This is a genomic window from Muricoccus pecuniae, from assembly GCF_014199205.1.
Lineage (GTDB): Bacteria > Pseudomonadota > Alphaproteobacteria > Acetobacterales > Acetobacteraceae > Roseomonas > Roseomonas pecuniae.
The window spans coordinates 1-20,054 of the sequence record NZ_JACIJD010000024.1 but is presented as its reverse complement, the minus strand read 5'-3'; the positions used below and the strand labels follow the sequence as shown (position 1 = coordinate 20,054).

Here is a 20,054-nt window from a genome sequence, read left to right as displayed (position 1 = left end):
CGGCTCAGGCCGCGGCCCGTGCCTCGAAGCTGTCCCGCCCCTCCTCCACGGCGTGGCAGGCCACCAGCGTCTCCGGCGTGCCGCGGGCGGGGATGAGGGCGGGGCGCTCGCTCCGGCAGCGGTCGTTCGCCAGGGGGCAGCGGGGATTGAAGGGGCAGCCCGGCGGCGGGGCGATGGGGCTCGGCACCTCGCCGCCCACAGGCTGGCGGTCCTTGCCGACCATGTCGAGGTCGGGGATCGCCTCCGTCAGCGCGCGGGTATAGGGCTGGCGCGGGGTGGTGAAGAGCGTCTCGGCCGGCGCCAGCTCCATGATGCTGCCGAGATACATCACCCCGACGCGGTCGCTCACCTGCCGCACCACGGCGAGGTTGTGGCTGATGAAGAGGTAGGTGAGGCCGAGGTCGCGCTGCAGCCCTTTCATGAGGTTCAGGATCTGCGCCTGGACGGAGACGTCCAGCGCCGAGGTCGGCTCGTCGCAGACGAGGAAGTCGGGGTTCGAGGACAGGGCGCGGGCGATGGAAATGCGCTGCCGCTGCCCACCCGAGAACTCGTGCGGGAAGCGGTTGCCGTCGGCCGGCGACAGCCCGACCTGCCGCAGCAGCGCGCCCACCTTCTCCCGCAGCGCACCGGCGCCCTCGGCGATGCCATAGGCCCGGATCGGTTCCCCGACGATGTCCGCCACCCGCCAGCGCGGGTTGAGGCTGGCATAGGGATCCTGGAAGATCATACCCATGCGGCGCCGCTGCGCGGCCGACTTCCGCGCCTCCGCCAGGTCCTGCCCCTCGAACAGCGCCTGCCCCCCGCTCGGCTCGTAGAGGCCAACGGCGAGGCGCGCGACGGTGGACTTGCCGCAGCCGCTCTCGCCGACGAGCGACATCGTCGTGCCGCGCGGGATGGCGAAGGAGACCTCGTTCACCGCCCGCAGCGTGCGCCTGCCCTCGCGCGAGAGAAGGCGCTGGAGGGCGGGTTTGGAGACGTCGAAGTGGCGGCTGAGCCCGCGCGCCTCGAAGATCGGGGGCTCAGACATGGGCGCGCTCCCGTGGGGCGTCGCTGTCGAAGAGCCAGCAGGCCGCCCTTGTCTCGGGGGCCTGCAGCAGCTCCGGGCGCTCCACCTTGCAGCGGTCGAAGACGTGCGGGCAGCGCGGGTTGTAGGCGCAGCCCTGCGGGATGGCGTTCAGGCGCGGCATGGCGCCGTCGATCTGCGGCAGCTGGTCCACCTTGTGGGAGAGCGGCGGGATGGAGGCCATGAGCCCCGCGGAATAGGGATGCGCCGCCGCCTTCACCACCGAGCGCACCGGCCCGATCTCGGCCACGCGCCCGGCATACATCACGGCCACGCGGTCCGCCGTCTCGGCGATCACGCCCATGTCGTGGGTGATGAGCATGACGGAGGTGCCCTTCTCCCGCGTCAGGCGCTTGAGCAGGGCGATGACCTGGGCCTGGATGGAGACGTCGAGCGCCGTGGTCGGCTCGTCCGCCACCACCATCTCCGGCTCGGCGCAGAGGGCGAGCGCGATCACCACGCGCTGGCGCATGCCGCCGGAGAACTGGTGGGGATAGGCGTCGATCCGCTCGGAGGCAGCGGGGATGCCGACCATCTCCAGCCAGCCGACCGCCCGGCGCCGCGCCTCGGCGGCGTCGATCGCCAGATGCGTCCGCATCGTCTCCACGAGCTGGTGGCCCACCGTGTAGAGCGGGTTCAGGGTCGTGAGCGGGTCCTGGAAGATGGCGCCGATCCGCTTGCCCCGCACCTTACGCATCTCGCGCGGGGGCAGGTTGTCGATGCGCTCGCCGCGGAGCGTGATGGAACCGCCCGCCACGCGCCCCGGCGGCTCCAGCAGCCCGATGATCGCAGCCCCCGTCATCGACTTGCCCGCGCCGGACTCGCCGACCACGCCGAGCACCTCGCCGGGGGCGATGTCGAAGGAGACGCGGTCGAGCGCGCGCAGGGTGCCGCGGCGCGTGGGGAATTCCACGACGAGGTCGCGGACCTGGAGGAGCGGCTGCATCAGCGTGCGATCGCCGCAGGCCGGCACGGCCGGAGGCGTGAATCGCACGGCGCGCGCGCGATGAGGTTCAGAGATTTCGGCACGGAACGAATGGACCTCATCGCAGCCTCGGGTTCAGGGCGTCTCGCAGCCAGTCGCCCAACAGGTTCACGCTGAGGACCATGGCCACCAGCGCCAGGCCGGGAAAGAGCGCGATCCACCACTCCCCGCTGAAGAGGAAGTCGTTCCCGATGCGGATGAGGGTGCCGAGCGAGGGCTGGGTCGGCGGCACGCCGACGCCGAGGAAGGAGAGCGTCGCCTCGGAGAGAATGGCGAGGCCGAGGTTCAGCGTCGCCAGCACCAGCAGCGGACCGAGCACGTTGGGCAGGACATGGGTGAGCATGATGCGCGCCGGCGAGATGCCGATCACCCGCGCCGCCAGCACATACTCCTTGTTCCGCTCCACCAGCGCCGAGCCGCGCACCGTGCGGGCGAAGCGCGGCCAGTCGGAGATGCCGATGGCCACGATCACCACCACGATGGCGAGCTGGTCGTGCACCTCGCGCGGCAGCGCCGCCCGGGCCACGCCGTCGATGAGGAGGGCGATCAGGATGCTGGGAAAGGTGAGCTGGATGTCGGCGATGCGCATGAGCACCGCGTCCACCGTGCCCCCGGCATAGCCCGCCAGGAGCCCGACCAGCACGCCGACCGTGAGGGCGAAGGCCGTGGCCGAGACGCCGACGACGAGCGAGACGCGCGCCCCGTAGAGGATGGCCGAGAGCACGTCCCGCCCCTGGTCGTCCGTGCCGAAGGGATGGGCGAGCGAGCCCTCATCCATGAAGGCGGGCGGGTTGAACGCGTCCATCAGGTCGAGGCTGGCGAGGTCGAAGGGGTTGTAGGGCGCCACCCAGGGGGCGGCCGCCGCGCCGAGGATGATGACCGCCGCGACTACGGCCGAGATCACGGCGCTCGGCGTGCGGCGGAAGGAGTAGAAGAGGTCGCTGTCGAGGAAGCGGGAGACGGCGTTCATGCGTCAGTGCCCCCGGCTCAGTGGCCACGGCCGGCGCGCAGGCGCGGGTCCACGGCGTAGTAGAGGAGGTCCACCACCAGGTTGATCGTCACGAACACCGCCGCGATGAGGAGGAGATAGGCCGCCATCACCGGGATGTCGGCCGAGGAGACGGACTGGATGAAGAGCAGGCCCATGCCCGGCCACTGGAACACCGTCTCCGTCACGATGGAGAAGGCGATGATGGAGCCGAGCTGGAGGCCGACGATGGTGATCACCGGCACCAGCGTATTTCGCAGCGCGTGGCCGAAGTTGATCGACCGGTCCCGCAGCCCGCGCGCCCGCGCGAACTTCACGTAGTCCGAGCGCAGCACCTCCAGCATCTCCGAGCGCACGAGCCGCATGATGAGGGTGAGCTGGAACAGGCCGAGGGTGACGGAGGGCAGGATCAGCGCCTTCCAGCCGGAGGCCGTGAGGAAGCCCGTGCTCCACCAGCCCAACTGAACCGTATCTCCCCGCCCGAAGCTCGGCAGCCAGCCGAGCCAGACGGCGAAGACGAGGATCAGCAGGATGCCGATCAGGAAGGTCGGCAGGGACACGCCGACGAGGCTGAAGGTGAGGAAGGCACGGGAGAGCAGGGAGCGGGGGTATAAGCCCGTATAAACCCCCATCGGTAGCCCGACCGCCAGCGCCACCACCGAGGCGCAGAGCGCGAGTTCCAGTGTGGCCGGCGCCCGCTCCACGATGAGGTCCGCGACGGGACGGGAGAGCCGGTAGGAGAGGCCGAACTCGCCCTGCAGGGCGTTGCCGATGAAGCGGACGAACTGCACGGGGACCGGCTGGTCCAGCCCGAGCGCGGCCACCAGCGCGTCGCGCTGCTGCGGGGTGAACTCCTGCCCCAGCATCGTCGCGATGGGATCGCCGACGAAGGAGAAGAGCGCGAAGGCGATGAGGGCGACGGCGAGCATCACCGGGATCGCCTGGAGGATGCGGGAGAGAATGAAGGCGGGCACGCCTATCGCCTAGCGGACGGCCGCGAGGTCGTCCACCCGGGGGGGCGCCCCGCCAGCGCGGATCGTTGCCGTCACGCGCCGCGCCCCGCAGGTCCAGCGCCGGGACCGGGGCATCCCCGGCGCCGGCTCATCCCCGCGAGGAGGGCCAGATCGGCCTCGGCCCGGTCCGCCCCTGCCCGTCCGCGGCCCAATCCCGGATGAGGGTGTAGGCAACGGCGAGCAGCACGGGACCGAGGAACAGGCCCAGCAGCCCGAAGGCCAGCGCCCCGCCGAGCGCGCCGAGCAGGGTGAGGAGCAGGGGCAGGTCCGCCCCGCGGGAGATGAGCCAGGGCCGGATGAAGTTGTCCACGGAGGAGATGCCGAAGGCGCCATAGAGCCCCATGAAGATGCCCCAGCCCGTGCTCCCGTTCGCGAGCAGCCAGATGGTCGCGGGAATCCAGACCACCGGCGCCCCGATCGGCAGGATCGAGATCACCCCGGCCAGAATGCCCAGCAGCGCCGGCTGCGGCACGCCGGAGAGCCAGAGGCCGAAGGTCGTCATTGCGCCCTGCACCACCGCCGTGCCGAGCAGCCCGTAGATCACGCCCTGGGTCACCGCCCCTGTCAGCTCGACCAGCCGCGTCCCGCGTTCCCCCGCGATCCGCTCGGCCATCCGGATGAGCGCCTCGGCCAGCCGGGGACCGTCGCGGAAAAAGAAGAAGGAGAGAAGGATGGCGATCAGCAGCTCCGCAACGCCGGAGACGATGGCCAGCACCAGGCCGAGCGCCGTCTGCGCCACGCTGCCAGCATAGGGGCGGAGGACGCTGAAGAGGTTGCCGATGCCGAGATCGACGGCGCCGAAGCGCTCCTGCAGGAAGGGGCCGGCCACCGGCACGCGCCCGAGCATCGCGACGAGGGCGGGCAGGCCATCCGTGAGGAAGTTCTGGACGGCGTTGCGGAGCCCCTCGATCTCCTCGCGGCTGGTCGGGGCGGCGAGGGCGAGGGGAAGGCCGATCACGATCATCATCGCCACGACCATCAGCCCCGCCGCCGGCCCGGGCCCGATCCCGCGGTCCAGCAGGAAGCGATAGACCGGCCAAGTGGTGAAGGCGAGGATCACCGCCCATAGGAGCGAGGACAGGAACGGCCGCAGGACGAAGAAACAGCCGGCGAGCAGCGCGACGAGGACCACCACCCCGATCAGCCGGACCAGGAACTGCTTGTCATCGGACATCGGGATCTCCTCTCCGGCCCGCTCCTGCTGCCCGGCTCTGCGGTAGGGGTTATCATGTGATCGTGGCTGCCGGCCAATTCCCGCCGATGACCGGCCGCGGCGCTTGGGGCGGCGCGCAGGCGCTGGTACTCTCATTTCAGAAAGCGCCCCGGGGGAAACGGGCGCGGGGGGTGTCCAGATGCCGCGCTTCGCCGCGAATCTTTCCATGATGTTCACCGAGCACGACTTCCTCGAGCGCTTCGCGCAGGCGCGCGCCGCGGGCTTCGAGGCGGCCGAGTTCCTCTTTCCCTACGAGCATCCCGCGGGGGAAATCCGGGCAAGGCTGGACGATGCCGGGCTGCAGCTCGTCCTGTTCAACGCGCCGCCGGGCGACCCGTCCCTGGGCGAGAGGGGTATCGCCTCCCTGGCCGGGCGCGAGGAGGAGTTCCGCGACTCGGTCCTGCGCGCGCTCGACTATGCCGGTGCGCTCGGCTGCCCCCGCCTGCACCTGATGGCCGGCATCGCGCCGGCGGGCATGGAGCGCGAGAGGCTCGTCGCGACTTTCGCCAACAACCTCCTCTGGGCCGCCGAGCGCTGCGCCGCGCAGGGCGTGTTGCCGGTGATCGAGCCGATCAACCACCGCGACGTGCCGGGCTACATGCTGAACACCACCGCCCAGGCCGCCTCCCTGATCGAGGCGGTTGGGCGCGGGCGCGTCGGGCTTCAATTCGATCTTTACCACGCGCAGGTAACAGAGGGGGACATCACCCGGAGGTTCGAGGCCCTGCTGCCGCTGATCGCCCACGCGCAGATGGCCGACACGCCCGGCCGGCACGAGCCCGGCACGGGCGAGGTGAACTGGCCCTTCGTCTTCGGCCGCCTCGACGCCATGGGCTACGGCGGATGGATCGGCTGCGAGTACCGCCCGGCCGGCCGCACCGAGGACGGGCTGGCCTGGTTCACGCCGTGGCGGCCCTGATAATCCGGAGAGGGAACGAGAAAGCATGAAGATCGGATTCATCGGCCTCGGGATCATGGGCCGCCCGATGGCGCTCAACCTCGCGAGGGCGGGGCACGAGTTGTTCGTGCCGGAGCGCGCGAGCCTGACGGAGGAGATCCGCGGCGCCGCGACCGTCCTTCCCTCCCCCGCGGAGGTCGCCAGGGCCGCCGAGGTGGTGATCCTGATGCTGCCCGACACGCCCGATGTCGAGGCCGTGCTCTTCGGCGAGGGCGGGGTGGCCGAGGCGCTGCGCCCGGGTACCCTCGTCATCGACATGTCCTCGATCAGCCCCACAGCGACGAAGGACTTCGCCGCGCGCGTGAATGCCAGGGGCTGCGACTATCTCGACGCCCCCGTCTCCGGCGGCGAGGTGGGCGCGCGGAACGCCGCGCTTACCATCATGGTGGGCGGCCCCGAGGCGGCCTTCGAGCGGGCCACGCCGCTCTTCCAGGCCATGGGCAAGAATATCACCCTCGTCGGCGGCAACGGCGCGGGGCAGACGACGAAGGTCGCGAACCAGATCATCGTCGCGCTGAATATCGAGGCCGTGGCCGAGGCCCTCGTCTTCGCGAGCAAGGCCGGCGCCGATCCGGCGAAGGTGAGGGAAGCGCTGATGGGTGGCTTCGCCTCCTCGCGGATCCTTGAGATCCATGGCGAGCGCATGATCCGCAAGACCTTCGAGCCGGGTTTCCGGATCGCGCTGCATCAGAAGGATCTCAATCTCGCCCTGCAATCAGCGCGCGAACTCGGCGTTGCACTTCCCCATACCGCTTCGGCACAACAGCTCTTCTCGGTTGTATCCGCGGCCGGTGGTGCACAAAAAGATCACTCGGCGCTGGTCCAGGCCCTCGAAAAATTGGCATCTCACGACATGTGATGCAGAGTTTTTACACTAACGCTTTAATGCTCGTTGCATCGCATCGATGAAACGAGCATTTAGAGCCACGAATCCAATAGGGTGAGATGGCCCAGTCGGAAAGGCAGCGATGAGTGCCAGGATGAGCGAGGGACCTGCCATGCGGTTTGCCGATATCGGCCAGCAACTGAGGGCATATCGCCTCGAATCCGGTCTTCGGGCCGAGGAGATCGCGGCAAGACTCGGCGTGTCGCGCGCTGCCCTTTATCGCTATGAAAAGGGCGAGGTTATCAAGCTGGACACGATCCGGCGCCTCGCGGAGCTATTGAAGATCTCGCCTCTTTCCCTTCTTGGGATCGGGGTCGAGTATTTCTCGCGCCCGCTCGCCCTGCAGGAGCGGCTGCGGCAGGTGGAGGAGGATGCGGAGCAGATCCTTCAGCTCGGCGGAGCCCTCTGCACCCTCGTGACGACGGACGCCTATGACGCGGCGCTGACGGATGCGCTGGCGGAAGCGGCCGATGCGGCGCCCGAGCGCCTCGCCTTCCACGGCGCCGCGGAGCAGGCCCTCGGCCTCCTCGCCGCCCGGAAGAAGGCCTACCAGTCCCGCCGCCCCTCGATCATCGCCATGGTGAGCGAGCAGGCCCTCCGCTCCTTCCTGGTGGACGGCATTGCCCCCGCCATGAACCTGTCCGAGCGGGTGCGCCATCGCTGCCGCGTCGCTGCCCGGACGGAGCTGGAGAATGTGGCGGCGCTGATGGAGAGCGTGCCCATGGGCCTGCAGATCGGGCTGCTACCCGACGCCGAGCCGAATGGGAACTTCATCGTCCTGCGCGCGCGGGACCGTGCCCATCTCTGCGCCAATCCCTTCCAGCCGGACAGTGTGCCGATCGGCGCCATCGGCGTCGGGACGATCACGGCGGCGGACGAGGCCGTCTCGATCCATCAGCGCGTCGCCGAGGCTGCCTGGCGCGAGGCGCGCAAGGGCGCGGAGGCCGCCGCGCGCGTGCGGCTGCTCCTGGCCGAGACGCGGATGCACTAGGCGGGGCCACCGCCCCGCCCTCCGCTACTCTTCCAGGGTCAGGTAGGCTTCGAGGATCTCCGGGTCCTCGGTTCGCCGCGTCTCGAAGCCGATGACGCGCACGAAGCGCAGCATGCCGGTATTGTCGGCCAGCACTTGGCCCGAGATGCGCTTCAGCCCCCGGCTGCGTCCCCAGTCCACCAGCCTCGCCATCAGGTGGCGCGCGAGGCCGCCGCGCTTCCAGGCGCCGTCGATGAGGATGGCGAACTCGCCCCCGCCTTCCTGGTCCAGCACCAGCCGGCTCACCCCGGCAATCGCCTCGCCATCCAGGGCGGTGAAGGCCATCTCGCGGTCGTAGTCGATCTGGGTCAGGCGCGCGATCTGGGCCGGCGGCAGCTCGCGCAGCCGGTTGAAGAAGCGGTAGCGCAGATCCTCCGGCGAGACTCGCCGGACGAAGGCGGCAACGCCCTCCGCATCCTCCGGCCGGATCGGCCGCACCAGCACCTGCCGCCCGTCCCGGATGGTGAAGGGCTGGGCGAGTTCCGCCGGATAGGGGGGGATGGCGAGGAAGCCCACCTCTCCCTCCGGGCGCAGGGCGAGGTCGGCGTCCAGCACCTCCATCCCGTCCTCACGGGCGACGAGGGGATTGACGGTGACCGAGGCGATCTCGGGGAAATCCACCGAGAGCTGCGAGAGGCCCACCAGCGCCTCCGCCAGACCCTCCCGCGACACCGCCGGATGGTCCCGCCACCCGTCGAGCAGCCGGGAGACGCGGGTACGCGCGATGAGGGAGAGGGCGAGGGCCCGGTTGAGCGGGGGAAGGTCGTGGGCCTCATCGCTCTCCATCCCGGCGGCGGTGCCACCGGTGCCGAAGCCGATCCAGGGGCCGAACATGGGGTCGTCGCCCGTCCTCAGCCGCAGCTCGCGCCCGCGCGGGGATTGCCGCTGCACCATCCAGCCATGCGGGACGAGCCCGGGGCTCGACCGGGCGAGCCGCGCCGCCATCGCCTCCGCGGCGCCTCGCAGGGCGGCGGCGTCGGCGAGGTTCAGGGCGACGGCGCCGACCTCCGTCTTGGCCGGCAGGTCCGGGCTCAGCACCTTCAGCACCGCGGGCCATCCGAGTGCCTCGGCGGCCTCGACGGCCTCCTCCACCGTGGCGGCCGTGCGGTGCGGGATGATGGGGAGGCCATAGGCCTCCAGCACGGAGAGCGCCTCCGCCTCGTCCAGGCGCAGGCGCCCGGCCTCGCGCACCCGGCGGAACAGGGCCGCGACCCGCGCCCGGTCGGGCGTGACCTCCAGCACCTCGCTCGGCGGCAGCTCCGCAGCGGCGGCCCGGTTGCGCCGGTCCTGGGCGAGGTGCAGCGCGCCCTGCACCGCCGCCTCGGGCGTGGCGAAAACGGCGATGCCCCGCTCGGCGAGGGCCCGCCGCTGCGCCCCAGCGACGGACTGGCCGAGCCAGGCGGCCAGCACCGGCGCGCTCCGTCCGCCCCGCCCCGCCGTGGCCGCCGCGGCGGCGAGGTTCTCGGCCGCGAGGGCGGGGTCCTCCTCCGGCGCGGGCGCGTGGATGGCCACCACCGAATCCACTTCCCGCAAGGCCGAGAGGAGGACGGCCGCCTCCCCGAGGCGGTGCGCCTGACCCATCGGCAGCGCGAGCGGGTTCTCCCCCGCCCATCCGCCGAGAAGCGCGAGGTCGAGCACGGAGCGCGCCTCGGGGGTGATCTCGGCCAGCCGCCCGCCGCCGCGCAGCGCGGCATCGGCCGCCATCTGCCCCGGCCCGTAGCCGTTGGTGACGATAGCGATCCGGTCCCCGCGCTGGCCATCCGGTCCCGGGCGGGCGGAGGGCTTCACCCGCGCCAGGGTCTCGGCGGCGGAGAGCAGGTCCTCCAGCCCCTGTACGCGCAGGACGCCGGCCCGGCGCAGCGCCGCCCCCATCACGGCATCCGCCGCGCCCCGCCCGGCATGGCCGGGCCGCTGCGCCACCACCGGCCGGCTGCGCGCCGCCGCGCGGGCAGAGGAGATGAAGAGCCGCCGGTTCTTGATGCGGCGGAGGTCCAGCAGGATGGCGCCGGTCGCCGCGTCCCGCGCCAGCCAGTCGAGCGCGCCGGCGAAGCCGTAGTCGAGATTCGTGCCGATCCCCGCGATGAGGGTGAAGCCCACCGCCTCCCCCTCCGCCCAGTCGATCACCGCCCGCGCCAGGGCGGAGGACTGGCAGAGCAGCGCCAGCCGCCCCGGCCGCGGCATGAGGTGGGAGAGCGAGGCATTCAGCCCGAGGGACGGCACGCAGAGGCCGAAGGAGTGGTCGCCCAGGGCGCGAACCCCGGTCCGCGCGCAGATAGTGGCGAGGTCCGGCGCGGGGCCCGGCACCACCGCCGCGTGGCAGCCGCGCGCCCCGAGCGCGGCCATGGTCCTCTCGATCGCGGCGGGCGGGAGGGAGAGCACGGCGAGATCGGGCGCGGCCGGCAGTGCCTCCAGCCCTTCCGCATGCGCCATGCCCGGCCAGGGATGGCCGACGGCGTGCAGCGGGCCCTTGAACCCGCCCGCGGCCAGGTTGCGCGCCAGCACGGGGGAGGCCGGCAGGGCGGGGTCCGCCAGCAGGGCGACGCTGCGCGGCGCGAAGAGCGAGGTGTCGCGGAAGCCCGGCTTCAGCCCGTGGCCGGAGAGGGAGACCGGCAGCGCCACCCGCGTTCCTCCTAGTCGCCGGCCAGGGCGCGCCGGGCCGTCTCCGCGAGGAAGCGGCTGGCGGTGGGCAGCACCCGGTCGTCGAAGTCGTAATTCGGGTTGTGCAGCTCGCGTCCCCCCTCGGCCGGGCCGTTGCCGATCCAGACGAAGGCGCCGGGCACCTGGCCCAGGAAGACGGAGAAGTCCTCGCCGGTCATCGCGGCGGGCAGGTCGCGGCGGAGCGGGGCGACGGCGGCGGCGGCCCCGGCGGCGAGGTCGCGCTCGGCCGGGTGGTTCGTCGTCGCGTCCACGCCGCCCAGCACCTCCGCCGTGGCGCGGAGCTGGAAGGTCTCCGACAGCCCGCGCGCGATGCGGTGCAGCCCCTCCTCGATCATCCGCCCCGTCGCCTCGTGCAGGAAGCGCATGGAGCCCTTGATCTCCACCCGGGCCGCGATCTGGTTCCAGGCCTCGCCGCCCTCGATCGTGGTGAGGCTGACCACGGCGGAGTCGAGGGGATCGAGGTTGCGGGAGACGATGGACTGGCAGGCGACGATGGCGTGGCCCGCCGCCACGATGGGATCATGCGTCAGGTGCGGCAGGGCGGCATGGCCCGCATGGCCCTCGACGAGGATGCGGAAGCGCTTGCCGGCCGCCATCACCGGGCCATCATGCACGGCGATGGTGCCCACGGGCAGGCCGGGCCAGTTGTGCCAGCCGAAGATGCGGTCCATGGGGAAGCGTTGGAACAGGCCATCATCGACCATCGACCGCGCGCCGCCGCCGCCTTCCTCCGCCGGCTGGAAGACGAGGCGCACCGTGCCGGACCAGCTCTCGTCCCGCATCAGCAGGGCCGCCGCGCCGAGCAGGGCGGTGGTGTGGCCGTCATGCCCGCAGGCATGCATCACGCCGGGGCGGGTGCTGTGCCAGGGAAGCTCGGTGCTCGCCTCCTGGATCGGCAGGGCGTCCATGTCGCCGCGGAGGCCGACGCTCCGGTTGCCGCCGCCGCGGCGGATGGTTGCCACCACCCCGTGCCCGCCGACGCCTGTTTCCACCTCGGAAATGCCGAGTTCACGCAAACGTTGGGCGACGAAATCCGCGGTCGGGCCTTCTTGCCCCGTGACATCCGGGTTCGCATGGAGGTGTCGGCGCCAGCGCGTGAGGGTCTCGGCGAGATCATGATCCATGGATTGAGGAGTTAGCCCTTCCATTGCCTTCGCTCCACCCCGGACTTGTGCCCGTCGCGCTGCTGCTGGCCTCGCTGCTGGTCGGGGTCGTCGCCGCCCAGCCCGCGGGGACGGCGCCGGCCGAGGAGCCGCGCCCGGGCGGGGCGCCGGAGAGCGACAGCCCGGATGGCCCCGTCCGCAGCTATGATGTGACCTTCACCCCAACCGGCAACCCCTCCCTCGACACGGCGATGGACGGCGTCTCCTCCCTGAGGCGGCTGCGCGAGAGCGTGCCGACGAGCGCGGAGGGGCTGGTGGCGCGGGCGCTGCAGGATCTCGGCCAGCTCCAGCGGGCGCTGCGGTCGGAGGGCTACTATGCCGGCACGCCGCGGGTGACCCTGGCGGGCGAGCCGCCGGACGCGCCGAACCTCGCCCTGCGCCTGGCCGCGCGGGGCACGGAGCCGGTGCCCGTCGTCATCGGGGCGGAAACCGGCCCGCTCTATCGCATCTCCAGCGTCAGCCTCCGCCCCTCCGTCGTCGAGGAGAGCATCGCCGAGGCCGGGGAGGTCGCCGGGCTCGGCCCCGGGGACCCGGCGCGCGCCGCCGCCGTGAACGACGCGCAGGAGACCCTGCTCACCCGGCTGCGGGACGCCGGCCACCCCTTCGCCAGCGTGCCCCGGCGGGAGATCACCGTCGATCACGACGCGCGCACGATGGAGATCGTCTATCTGGTCCAGCCCGGCCCGCGCGCCCGCTTCGCCCAGCCGGCGGTGGAGGGATCGGAGAATGTCGATCCCACCCTGCTCCGCCGGGCCTCCGGCGTGCTCGCCGGCCATGTCTACAGCCCACAGGAGCTGGACCGGGTGCGGCGGGACGTGCTCGCGCTGGGCGTCTTCGGCACGGTCCGCGCGCGCATCGGCGAGCGGCTGGACCCCGATGGCCGTCTTCCCGTCACCTTCCTCGTCGCCGAGCGGCCCTTCCGCGCCATCGGCGGCACCGCCGGCTACGAGACGCGCTACGGCCCGACCCTCCGCGCCTACTGGGAGCACCGGAACCTGTTCGGGGCGGCCGAGCGCCTGCGGATCGAGGGCGAGGTCTCCCGCACCACCCAGCGCGGGGTGAGCGACACGGGCTACCGCCTCTCGGCCAATCTGCGGCAGCCCTGGTTCGCCGGGCTGAACGCGACGGCGGTGACCGACGTGGCGATCCTGCGCGAGCGCCTGCGCGCCTATGACCGGGACGCCGTGACCGCCGGCTTCTCCCTCGAGCGGCGGCTGGACCCGCGCCTGACCGTCTCGGCCGGCATCGCCGCCGAGCTGGGCAAGACCTCGGAGCTGGACCAGGACCTCAGCTACGCCCTTCTCTCCCTGCCGCTCGGCGCGCGGTACGACGGGACGGACAACGTGCTGGACCCCTCGCGCGGGGTGCGGGCGAACCTCCTGGTCTCGCCCACCACCTCGGTCGGCGATTCCAGCGCCGTCTTCGTGCGGGTGCGCGGCACGGGAAGCGCCTATTTCGACCTCAGCGGGGACAAGGGCAGCATCCTCGCCCTGCGGGCCGGCTTCGGGACCCTGGCCGGGGCGGAGGCGATCGATATCCCGCCGCACCTGCGCTTCTATGCCGGCGGCGGCGGCTCCGTGCGCGGCTACGACTTCCAGAGCATCGGCCCGCGCCGGCGGGACAACACCCCGCGCGGCGGCCTTTCCCTGCTGGAGGGCAGCGTCGAGCTGCGCCAGCGCATCTCCGGGCCCTACGGCGTGGCGCTCTTCGTCGATGCCGGCAGCGTGGGGGAGAACCCGGCGACGGGCTTCGGCGACCTGCGGATCGGGGCGGGCCTCGGCTTCCGCTACGCCACGGCGATCGGGCCGATCCGCGCCGATGTCGCCCTGCCCCTCTCGAAAGTGCCGGGAAGCTCGGGCTACGGCCTCTATGTCGGGATCGGGCAGGCCTTCTGATGCGCTGGGTCGGGCGTATCCTGCTCTCGCTCCTGGGCGTGGCCGTTGTGCTGCCGGTGGTGCTCCTGGCCGGGGCCTGGGCGGCGCTGAACCTCCGGCCGGGGCAGGAGGCGCTGGCCGGGCTAGCCATGCGCTTCGTACCCGGGTTGGAGATCGAGAACCTGCATGGCGGCCTGCCCGCCGCCCCGCGAATCGGGCGGGTGGTGCTGTCGGACCGCGAGGGGCCCTATCTCGTCGCCGAGGACATCGCCCTCGACCTCGACCTCCTCCGCTTGGCCTCGCGCGAGTTCCGGGTGTCGAACATCTCCGCCGGCCGCGTGGCCTTCACCCGCCTTCCCGTCACGGAGCCCCGGCCCGAGCCACAGCCCGCCGAACCCGCCGGGCCGGTCATCCCCCAGCTCCCGCAGCTGCCGGTAGAGGTGGCGCTGGAGCGCCTGGCCCTGCCGCGGATCGAGCTGGGAAGGGCTGTCGCGGGCATCCCGGCCGTCCTCTCGCTGGAGGCGGGCGGGCGGCTCGGGGCCGACGGCGCGTTCATCGGGGCCAAGGGACGGCGCCTGGACGCGCCGGGATCGCTCGACCTCGACCTCGCCCTCGCGCCGGGGCAGCGGATGAAGATCGACCTCTCCTATGACGAGGCGCCCGGCGGCCTCGTCGCCTCCCTTCTCGGCAAGCCGGAGGGGGCCACGCGCCTGCGCGTAGAGCTGGATGGCCCGGCGAGCGGGGCGGCGCTCAACCTGCTGGCCGATCTCGGCGAGACCGCGCGGCTGGAAGGGCGCGGCACGGTCAGCCTCCCCGCCGGCGGCGGGGTCGGGCTGGAGGCCTCGGGCAACGCCGCGCTCGGCGGCTTCCTGCCCCCTCCCCTGGCGGCCCTCCGCTTCGACTTCCGGACCTCCCCGGCCGGTGGCGGCGGAACCCGGATCGAGCGGGCACGGATCGATGCGGGTGCGGCGGCCGTCGAGGCGCGGGGCACGCTGGGCGAGGCGCTCGACCTCGCCTTCGAGGCGCGGGTGGGCGATGCGGCGGCCCTGGCCGGCCTCGTTCCGCCGACCGTTGGCTGGAGCGCGGTCGAGGCGAGCGGCAGCGTGACGGGCACGACCGCCGCGCCGGAGCTGCGGGTCGAGGCCACGCTCCGGCAGCCACGGCTGCCCGAGCCCGCGCCGGCCCTGCTCGGCGAGGCGCCGACCCTCCTGCTGCGCGCCAACCGGGAGCACCTGCACGAGCTGGCCGTGAACGGCCGCGCCGTGACGCTCCGGGCAGAGGGCGGCTTCGGGGAGAGGCTGAACCTCACCATCAACGCCGCCCTCGCGGCGGAGGACATCCCGGCCGCGCCCGTCCGGGGGCGGCTGAGCGCGGAGGCGCGCGTCACCGGCCCCGCCTCGGAGCCGGCCGTTGCGCTGCGGGCCGAGTCGCCGGAGCTGGAAGCCTATGGCCGCCGCTTCGAAGCGCTGCGTCTGGAGGCCTCGCTTCCCCGGGCGACGGTCCCGGCGGGCAGCCTCAACCTCTCGGCGCGGCTCCAGAACATGCCACTGACCGCCGAGGCCCGCGCCGCCCAGGAGGGTGAGGTGATCCGGGTGCAGACGCTACGCGCCGCCCTCGGCCCGGCGCGGCTGGAGGGGAGCGGGGAGGTGAACACGGCCACCGCCCTTGCCCGCGCGACCCTCCTGCTGGAGGCCACGGACCTCGCGCCCCTGACCCCGGTGGCCGGCGCGCCGCTCGGAGGCGGGCTGCGCGTCTCCGCGAGCCTCGCCCCCAGGGAGGCCGGCGCGGAGCGGCGCCAGGGAATCGAGGCGGAGATCCGGGCGAACGATCTCCGAGCCGGCGGGCAGGTGGTGAACGGGACGATCCAGGCGAACGGGACGGATGCGGCGCTGGACCTGCGGGCCGACCTGCGCGCCCTCGAGGCCCGCGCCACGCTGCGGGCCCGCCTCGCCCTGCACGAGCCGGAGAAGCGGATCGACCTCGCCGCACTGGATGTGACGCGGCAGGCCCTGGGCGTCCGCCTCTCGGCCCCCGCGACGATCCTCCTCACCCCCGGGGGCGGGGTCTCGACCGAGGGGCTGAGCCTCCAGGGCCGGCCGGGCGGAACGCTTCGGGTGACCGGGCGCTGGGGACCGGAGAATGCCGATCTCCGCGCCACCCTCACCAGCCTGCCCCTGGGAATCGCGAACCTCTTCCTCCCGGAGCCGGCGCTCTCCGGGACGCTTTCCGGCGATGTCCGGCTCTCCGGTCCCGTGGCGCGGCCCGGGATCGAGGGCGATCTACGCGGCACGGGGCTCCGTGCCGGGGCGCCCTGGGCGCGCGGCCTGCCCGAGGGCACGCTCCAGGCCACCGCGCGGATGCGGGGCGAGTCGGTCGAGACGCAGGCGGAGTTCCGCCTGGGCCAAGCGCTCAGGCTGAACCTCCAGGCCCGGCTGCCGTCCGACTTCGCCGGGCCGATCGAGGCCACGCTGCGCGGCACCACGGATATCGGCGTGATCGCCGCGCCCTTCCTCCTGAGCGGGGCGAACCGCGTTGCGGGGACGGTCGCGATCGATGCGCGGGCGGGGGGCACGGTGGCCGAGCCACAGGTCTCCGGCACGGCGCGGCTCTCCAATGGCTCCTTCCGCAACCTCGAATACGGGCTCGCGCTGCGCGACATCCGTGGGACGGTCAGGGGCGACGCCGACCGGATCGTCGTGGAATCGATCACCGCCCGGGCGGGGCCGGGCACGCTGACAGCGCGGGGCGACCTGCGCCCCTTCGCCGAGGGGCAGCCGATCGACCTGAGCGTGACGGGCCAGAACCTCCAGCCCGTCTCCTCCGACCTGCTGCGCGGCGCCTTCGACACGGACCTGCGCCTCTCAGGCTCCGTCGGGGACGGCATGCGGCTCGCCGGGGCGATCACCGCGCGGAACGCGACCATCGGCATCCCCGAGGGGCTGCCGGGGGGCGTGCCCGATATCGGCGAGGTGCGTGAGGTCGGGCGCAACATCCCCTCCCCGCCCCCCGGCACCGCGGCGGCCCGGCGCGCGGCCGGCCGGCGTGCCGCCCCCCCACCTTCCGACGCGCCGCCGCTCGCGCTCGACATCGCGTTCCGCGCGCCGGGGCAGATCTATCTCCGCGGGCGCGGGCTGGACGTGGAGCTGGGCGGGGACGTGCGGATCGCCGGCACCATCTCCGACCCGCAGGCGAGCGGCGCGTTGCGGCTGCGGCGCGGCAACCTCACCGTGCTGGACCGGCGGCTGAACTTCGAGCGCGGCGTGCTGACCTTCCAGGGAGACGTCGCCTCGCCCGAGATCGACCTGCTCGCGACGTCGCGCGCCAGCAGCACGACGATCAACGTGACTGTCACGGGCACCCCGCGTGCGCCCAAGATCGAGTTCACCTCCTCGCCCGAGCTCCCGCAGGACGAGGTGCTCGCCCGGCTGATCTTCAACCGTTCGGCGGACAAGCTCTCGCCTTTCCAGATCGCCCAGCTCGCGCGCGTGCTGTCCGGTGCCCTCGCCGGCGGGAAGGAGGACCCGGTGAGCGGGGTGCTCGGGCGGGTGAGCCGCAGCCTCGGGCTGGACCGGTTGGGCATCGGCACGGGCGCGAATGGCACGCCGGGGATCGAGGCCGGCGGCTATCTTGGACAGGGCATCTACCTGAACGTCGATCCCGGGACGAGCACGGGCTCGCCGCGCGTCGGCGTGGAGATCGAGCTGACGCCGCGGCTGAAGCTGGAGAGCGGTGCCGGTGCGGACAGCCAGGGAGCGGGCATCACCTATGAGTACGAGTACTGAGGGAGGGCGCCGGCCTGCTTCGCGGGAAGCGGGTATTCCGGTCCCGCCGGGGACCCGTTAGACTCGGCCGATCCCGAGCCACCGGCCGCACCCAAAGCGGCAGGAAATGGCAGGGGCGTGCGGGGTGCTCCGGCACCTCGGCCCTGCCCCAGCGCCGGGACCGCTTCGACGATAAGAGGGAGAGGAGGAGCCTCATGCGCGCCTTCGAAGGACAGTTCAGCGACAACAAGCCGATCCGGCGCAGCGTGGACGAGAAGCGCCGGCTTCTCGCCGAGCTGGAACAGACCCTGGCCGGGATGAAGGCGCACACCTCCCCGAGCCTGCGCGAGAGCATCAAGGGCCGGATCGCGGAGCTCCGCGCCGATCTCGGCGCCAAGCGCTGATCCACGCCTCCCCGGACGGCCCCGCTTCCTGACCGGAGGCGGGGCCGTTTCCTGTTCAGGCGCCCAGTTCGGCGAGCAGGCGCGCGTGGCTGCGGGCACCGTGCATGAGGCAGGCCCAGTCGAACTTCTCGTTGGGGCTGTGCACCTGGTCGTCGTTCAGCCCGAAGCCCATGAGCACGCTGTCCAGGCCGAGGATGCGGCGGAAGCTCTCAACCACGGGGATGGAACCACCGGAGCCGATGAGCACCGCCTCGCGCCCGTACTCCGCCGCGAGCGCGCGACGGGCAGCGGCAACCTCATCGCTGTCCTCCGGCACCACTACGGGCGGCGCGGAGGCGAAGCGCTGGACCTCGACACGGGCGTCGGCGGGGACGCGGGCCTTCACGAAGGCTTCGAGCGAGTCCAGCACCGCCTCGGGGTCCTGGTCACCGACCAGGCGGAAGGACACCTTGGCATGCGCCTCGGCCGCGATAACGGTCTTGGAGCCCGGGCCGGTATAGCCGCCCCAGATGCCGTTCACGTCGCAGGTCGGGCGTGCCCACTGCCGGACCAGCGGCTTCAGCCCCTTCTCCCCGGCGGGAACGGAGAGGCCGATATCCCCGAGGAAGCGTCCCTCGTCGAAGCCGAGAGAGTCCCAGGCGGCATCGAGGTTGCCGCCGACCTCCGGCACCGCGTCGTAGAAGCCGGGTAGCTGGATACGGCCGTTCGCGTCCGTCAGCTCGGCCACGATCTTGCTGAGCAGGTTGATCGGGTTCAGCGCCATCCCGCCATAAAGGCCGGAATGGAGGTCGCGCGAGGCCGCGTAGAGGTCGATCTGCGCGTAGGCCATGCCGCGCAGGCGGGCCGAGATGGCCGGGGTCTGCGGATCCCACATGTTGGTGTCGCTGACGACGACGGCTCGGGCCTGCTTCAGCTCGCCCGCGTGCTGGTCGAGGAAGGCGTCGAGGCTCGGGCTGCCGATCTCCTCCTCCCCCTCCACCAGCACGCGCACCGGGACCGGCGGGCCGCCCGCCACTTCGTGCCAGGCCCGCATGGCGGCGAGCCAGGTCATGACCTGTCCCTTATCGTCCACCGCACCCCGAGCCACGGTGATCGGGCCGTTGGGGCCTTCCTTTAAGGTCGGCTCGAAGGGAGGCGAGGTCCAGAGCTCGAAGGGTTCCGCGGGCTGGACATCGTAATGGCCGTAATACAGCACCGGTGACGCCCCATTGCCCGGGCCGGGGTGGTAGGCCACCACGGCGGGCTGACCCCGCGTCTCCCGGATCTCGGCGGTGCAGCCGATCGCCCGGAGTTCCTCCACCAGCCAGGCCGCGGCGCGGCGGCAGTCAGCGGCATGGTCGGGCTGGGCACTCACGCTGGGAATGCGGAGGAAATCGAAGTAGCGGCCGCGGATCTCAGCCTCGGCAGAATCGAGCCGGGCCAGGACTTCGGGAAGACGGCTCATCAGGCGTCGTCCCCCGTGTCCGGCGTCAGTCCCGCGGCCTTGATGCCCGCAACCGCCGCCGCCTCGTCCTTGTCGGACAGGTCCCCGGAGATGCCGACCGCGCCCAGGATGGCCCCGCCCGCATCGCGTATGAGAACGCCGCCGGGAACGGGCACCGCCGCGCCGCCGGCAAGGTCCGAGAAGGCATTCATGAAACCGGGCATCCCCTGGGAACGCCGCGCGAGTTCACGGCCGCCGAAGCCAAGGCCCATTGCGCCGAAGGCCTTGCCATGGGCGATCGCCGGGCGGAGCAGGCTGCAGCCGTCTTCCTTCAGCACCGCCTTGATCTGACCTGCGGCGTCCAGGATGACCACGGTTAGGGGCGCGAGATTAAGGCGCCGCCCCTCTTCGAGTGAGGCAGAGACGATCCGCTGCGCCTGATCCAATGTGATGCCGTGCTGGAAGCCGGTAGGAGGGTTGGGCATGAGAACGTCGCTCCGCTGTTGACGCGAAGGGTTCTATTCCCTGCTTCTCCGGCCGCAAACAGCACAAAGCCCCGACGGGCGATGCCTGTCGGGGCTTTGTGGATGGGATGTATTTGGATGCGGGGACAGGATTTGAACCTGTGACCTTCA

General features: G+C 72.3%; 14 protein-coding genes and 1 pseudogene. 6 read left to right on the top strand and 9 right to left on the bottom strand.

The annotated features are described in order from the left end of the window. Positions 1-4: 4 nt before the first annotated feature. The 5 genes from FHS87_RS19360 to FHS87_RS19340 form a co-directional block, all read right to left on the bottom strand. Positions 5-1,027, bottom strand: coding sequence for an ABC transporter ATP-binding protein (locus FHS87_RS19360; RefSeq protein WP_184521037.1), 1,023 nt, complete (start codon positions 1,025-1,027; stop codon positions 5-7). Continuing rightward, entirely contained in the window at positions 1,020-2,009 is a 990-nt protein-coding gene (locus FHS87_RS19355; RefSeq protein ID WP_184521036.1) for an ABC transporter ATP-binding protein, read from the bottom strand. Before FHS87_RS19355 ends, FHS87_RS19360 begins: the two co-directional genes overlap by 8 nt. Positions 2,010-2,106: 97 nt before the next feature. Beyond that, on the bottom strand, positions 2,107-3,018 hold the full coding sequence (locus tag FHS87_RS19350; protein ID WP_184521035.1) for an ABC transporter permease: 912 nt from the start codon (positions 3,016-3,018) through the stop codon (positions 2,107-2,109). 17 nt (positions 3,019-3,035) lie between these two features. Next, on the bottom strand, positions 3,036-4,010 hold the full coding sequence (locus FHS87_RS19345) for an ABC transporter permease (protein WP_184521034.1): 975 nt from the start codon (positions 4,008-4,010) through the stop codon (positions 3,036-3,038). A gap of 127 nt (positions 4,011-4,137) precedes the next feature. Continuing rightward, positions 4,138-5,223 carry an AI-2E family transporter gene (locus tag FHS87_RS19340; RefSeq protein WP_184521033.1) on the bottom strand — a complete coding sequence of 362 codons (1,086 nt, stop codon included), beginning with the start codon at positions 5,221-5,223 and terminating at the stop codon, positions 4,138-4,140. Between the two features lie 178 nt (positions 5,224-5,401). On the opposite strand from FHS87_RS19340, the gene otnI reads away from it, so the two are divergent. From otnI to FHS87_RS19325, 3 genes and pseudogenes are all read left to right on the top strand, one after another. Next, positions 5,402-6,181 carry a 2-oxo-tetronate isomerase gene (gene otnI, locus FHS87_RS19335; RefSeq protein ID WP_184521032.1) on the top strand — a complete coding sequence of 260 codons (780 nt, stop codon included), beginning with the start codon at positions 5,402-5,404 and terminating at the stop codon, positions 6,179-6,181. Positions 6,182-6,197: 16 nt separating this feature from the next. Further along, positions 6,198-7,079 (top strand): annotated as a pseudogene (locus FHS87_RS19330) (2-hydroxy-3-oxopropionate reductase); the annotation flags it as partial. Between the two features lie 139 nt (positions 7,080-7,218). Beyond that, positions 7,219-8,097 (top strand): helix-turn-helix domain-containing protein, encoded by an 879-nt coding sequence (locus FHS87_RS19325; protein WP_184521066.1) that lies wholly within the window; start codon positions 7,219-7,221, stop codon positions 8,095-8,097. Positions 8,098-8,121: 24 nt separating this feature from the next. Here the strand turns inward: FHS87_RS19325 and FHS87_RS19320 are convergent, their stop codons facing one another. Both FHS87_RS19320 and FHS87_RS19315 read right to left on the bottom strand, forming a co-directional pair. After that, a complete protein-coding gene (locus FHS87_RS19320) occupies positions 8,122-10,755 on the bottom strand; it encodes a bifunctional acetate--CoA ligase family protein/GNAT family N-acetyltransferase (protein ID WP_184521030.1) in 2,634 nt (877 codons plus the stop codon). Positions 10,756-10,766: 11 nt separating this feature from the next. Further along, positions 10,767-11,918, bottom strand: coding sequence for an amidohydrolase (locus FHS87_RS19315; RefSeq protein ID WP_184521029.1), 1,152 nt, complete (start codon positions 11,916-11,918; stop codon positions 10,767-10,769). Positions 11,919-11,941: 23 nt separating this feature from the next. Here FHS87_RS19315 and FHS87_RS19310 point away from each other — a divergent pair, with 23 nt between their 5' ends. The 3 genes from FHS87_RS19310 (at position 11,942) to FHS87_RS19300 (ending at position 17,996) form a co-directional block, all read left to right on the top strand. After that, on the top strand, positions 11,942-13,852 hold the full coding sequence (locus FHS87_RS19310) for an autotransporter assembly complex protein TamA (RefSeq protein ID WP_184521028.1): 1,911 nt from the start codon (positions 11,942-11,944) through the stop codon (positions 13,850-13,852). Beyond that, positions 13,852-17,613 (top strand): translocation/assembly module TamB domain-containing protein, encoded by a 3,762-nt coding sequence (locus FHS87_RS19305; protein ID WP_184521027.1) that lies wholly within the window; start codon positions 13,852-13,854, stop codon positions 17,611-17,613. The genes FHS87_RS19310 and FHS87_RS19305 overlap by 1 nt, the downstream gene beginning before the upstream one ends. Before the next feature lie 194 nt (positions 17,614-17,807). Continuing rightward, on the top strand, positions 17,808-17,996 hold the full coding sequence (locus FHS87_RS19300; RefSeq protein WP_184521026.1) for a hypothetical protein: 189 nt from the start codon (positions 17,808-17,810) through the stop codon (positions 17,994-17,996). Between the two features lie 55 nt (positions 17,997-18,051). Here FHS87_RS19300 and FHS87_RS19295 read toward each other — a convergent pair whose 3' ends face one another. Both FHS87_RS19295 and FHS87_RS19290 read right to left on the bottom strand, forming a co-directional pair. Beyond that, positions 18,052-19,440, bottom strand: a complete 1,389-nt coding sequence (locus FHS87_RS19295; RefSeq protein WP_184521025.1) for a M20/M25/M40 family metallo-hydrolase — start codon at positions 19,438-19,440, stop codon at positions 18,052-18,054. Next, a complete protein-coding gene (locus FHS87_RS19290) occupies positions 19,440-19,904 on the bottom strand; it encodes a GlcG/HbpS family heme-binding protein (RefSeq protein ID WP_184521024.1) in 465 nt (154 codons plus the stop codon). Before FHS87_RS19290 ends, FHS87_RS19295 begins: the two co-directional genes overlap by 1 nt. Positions 19,905-20,054: the final 150 nt, after the last annotated feature.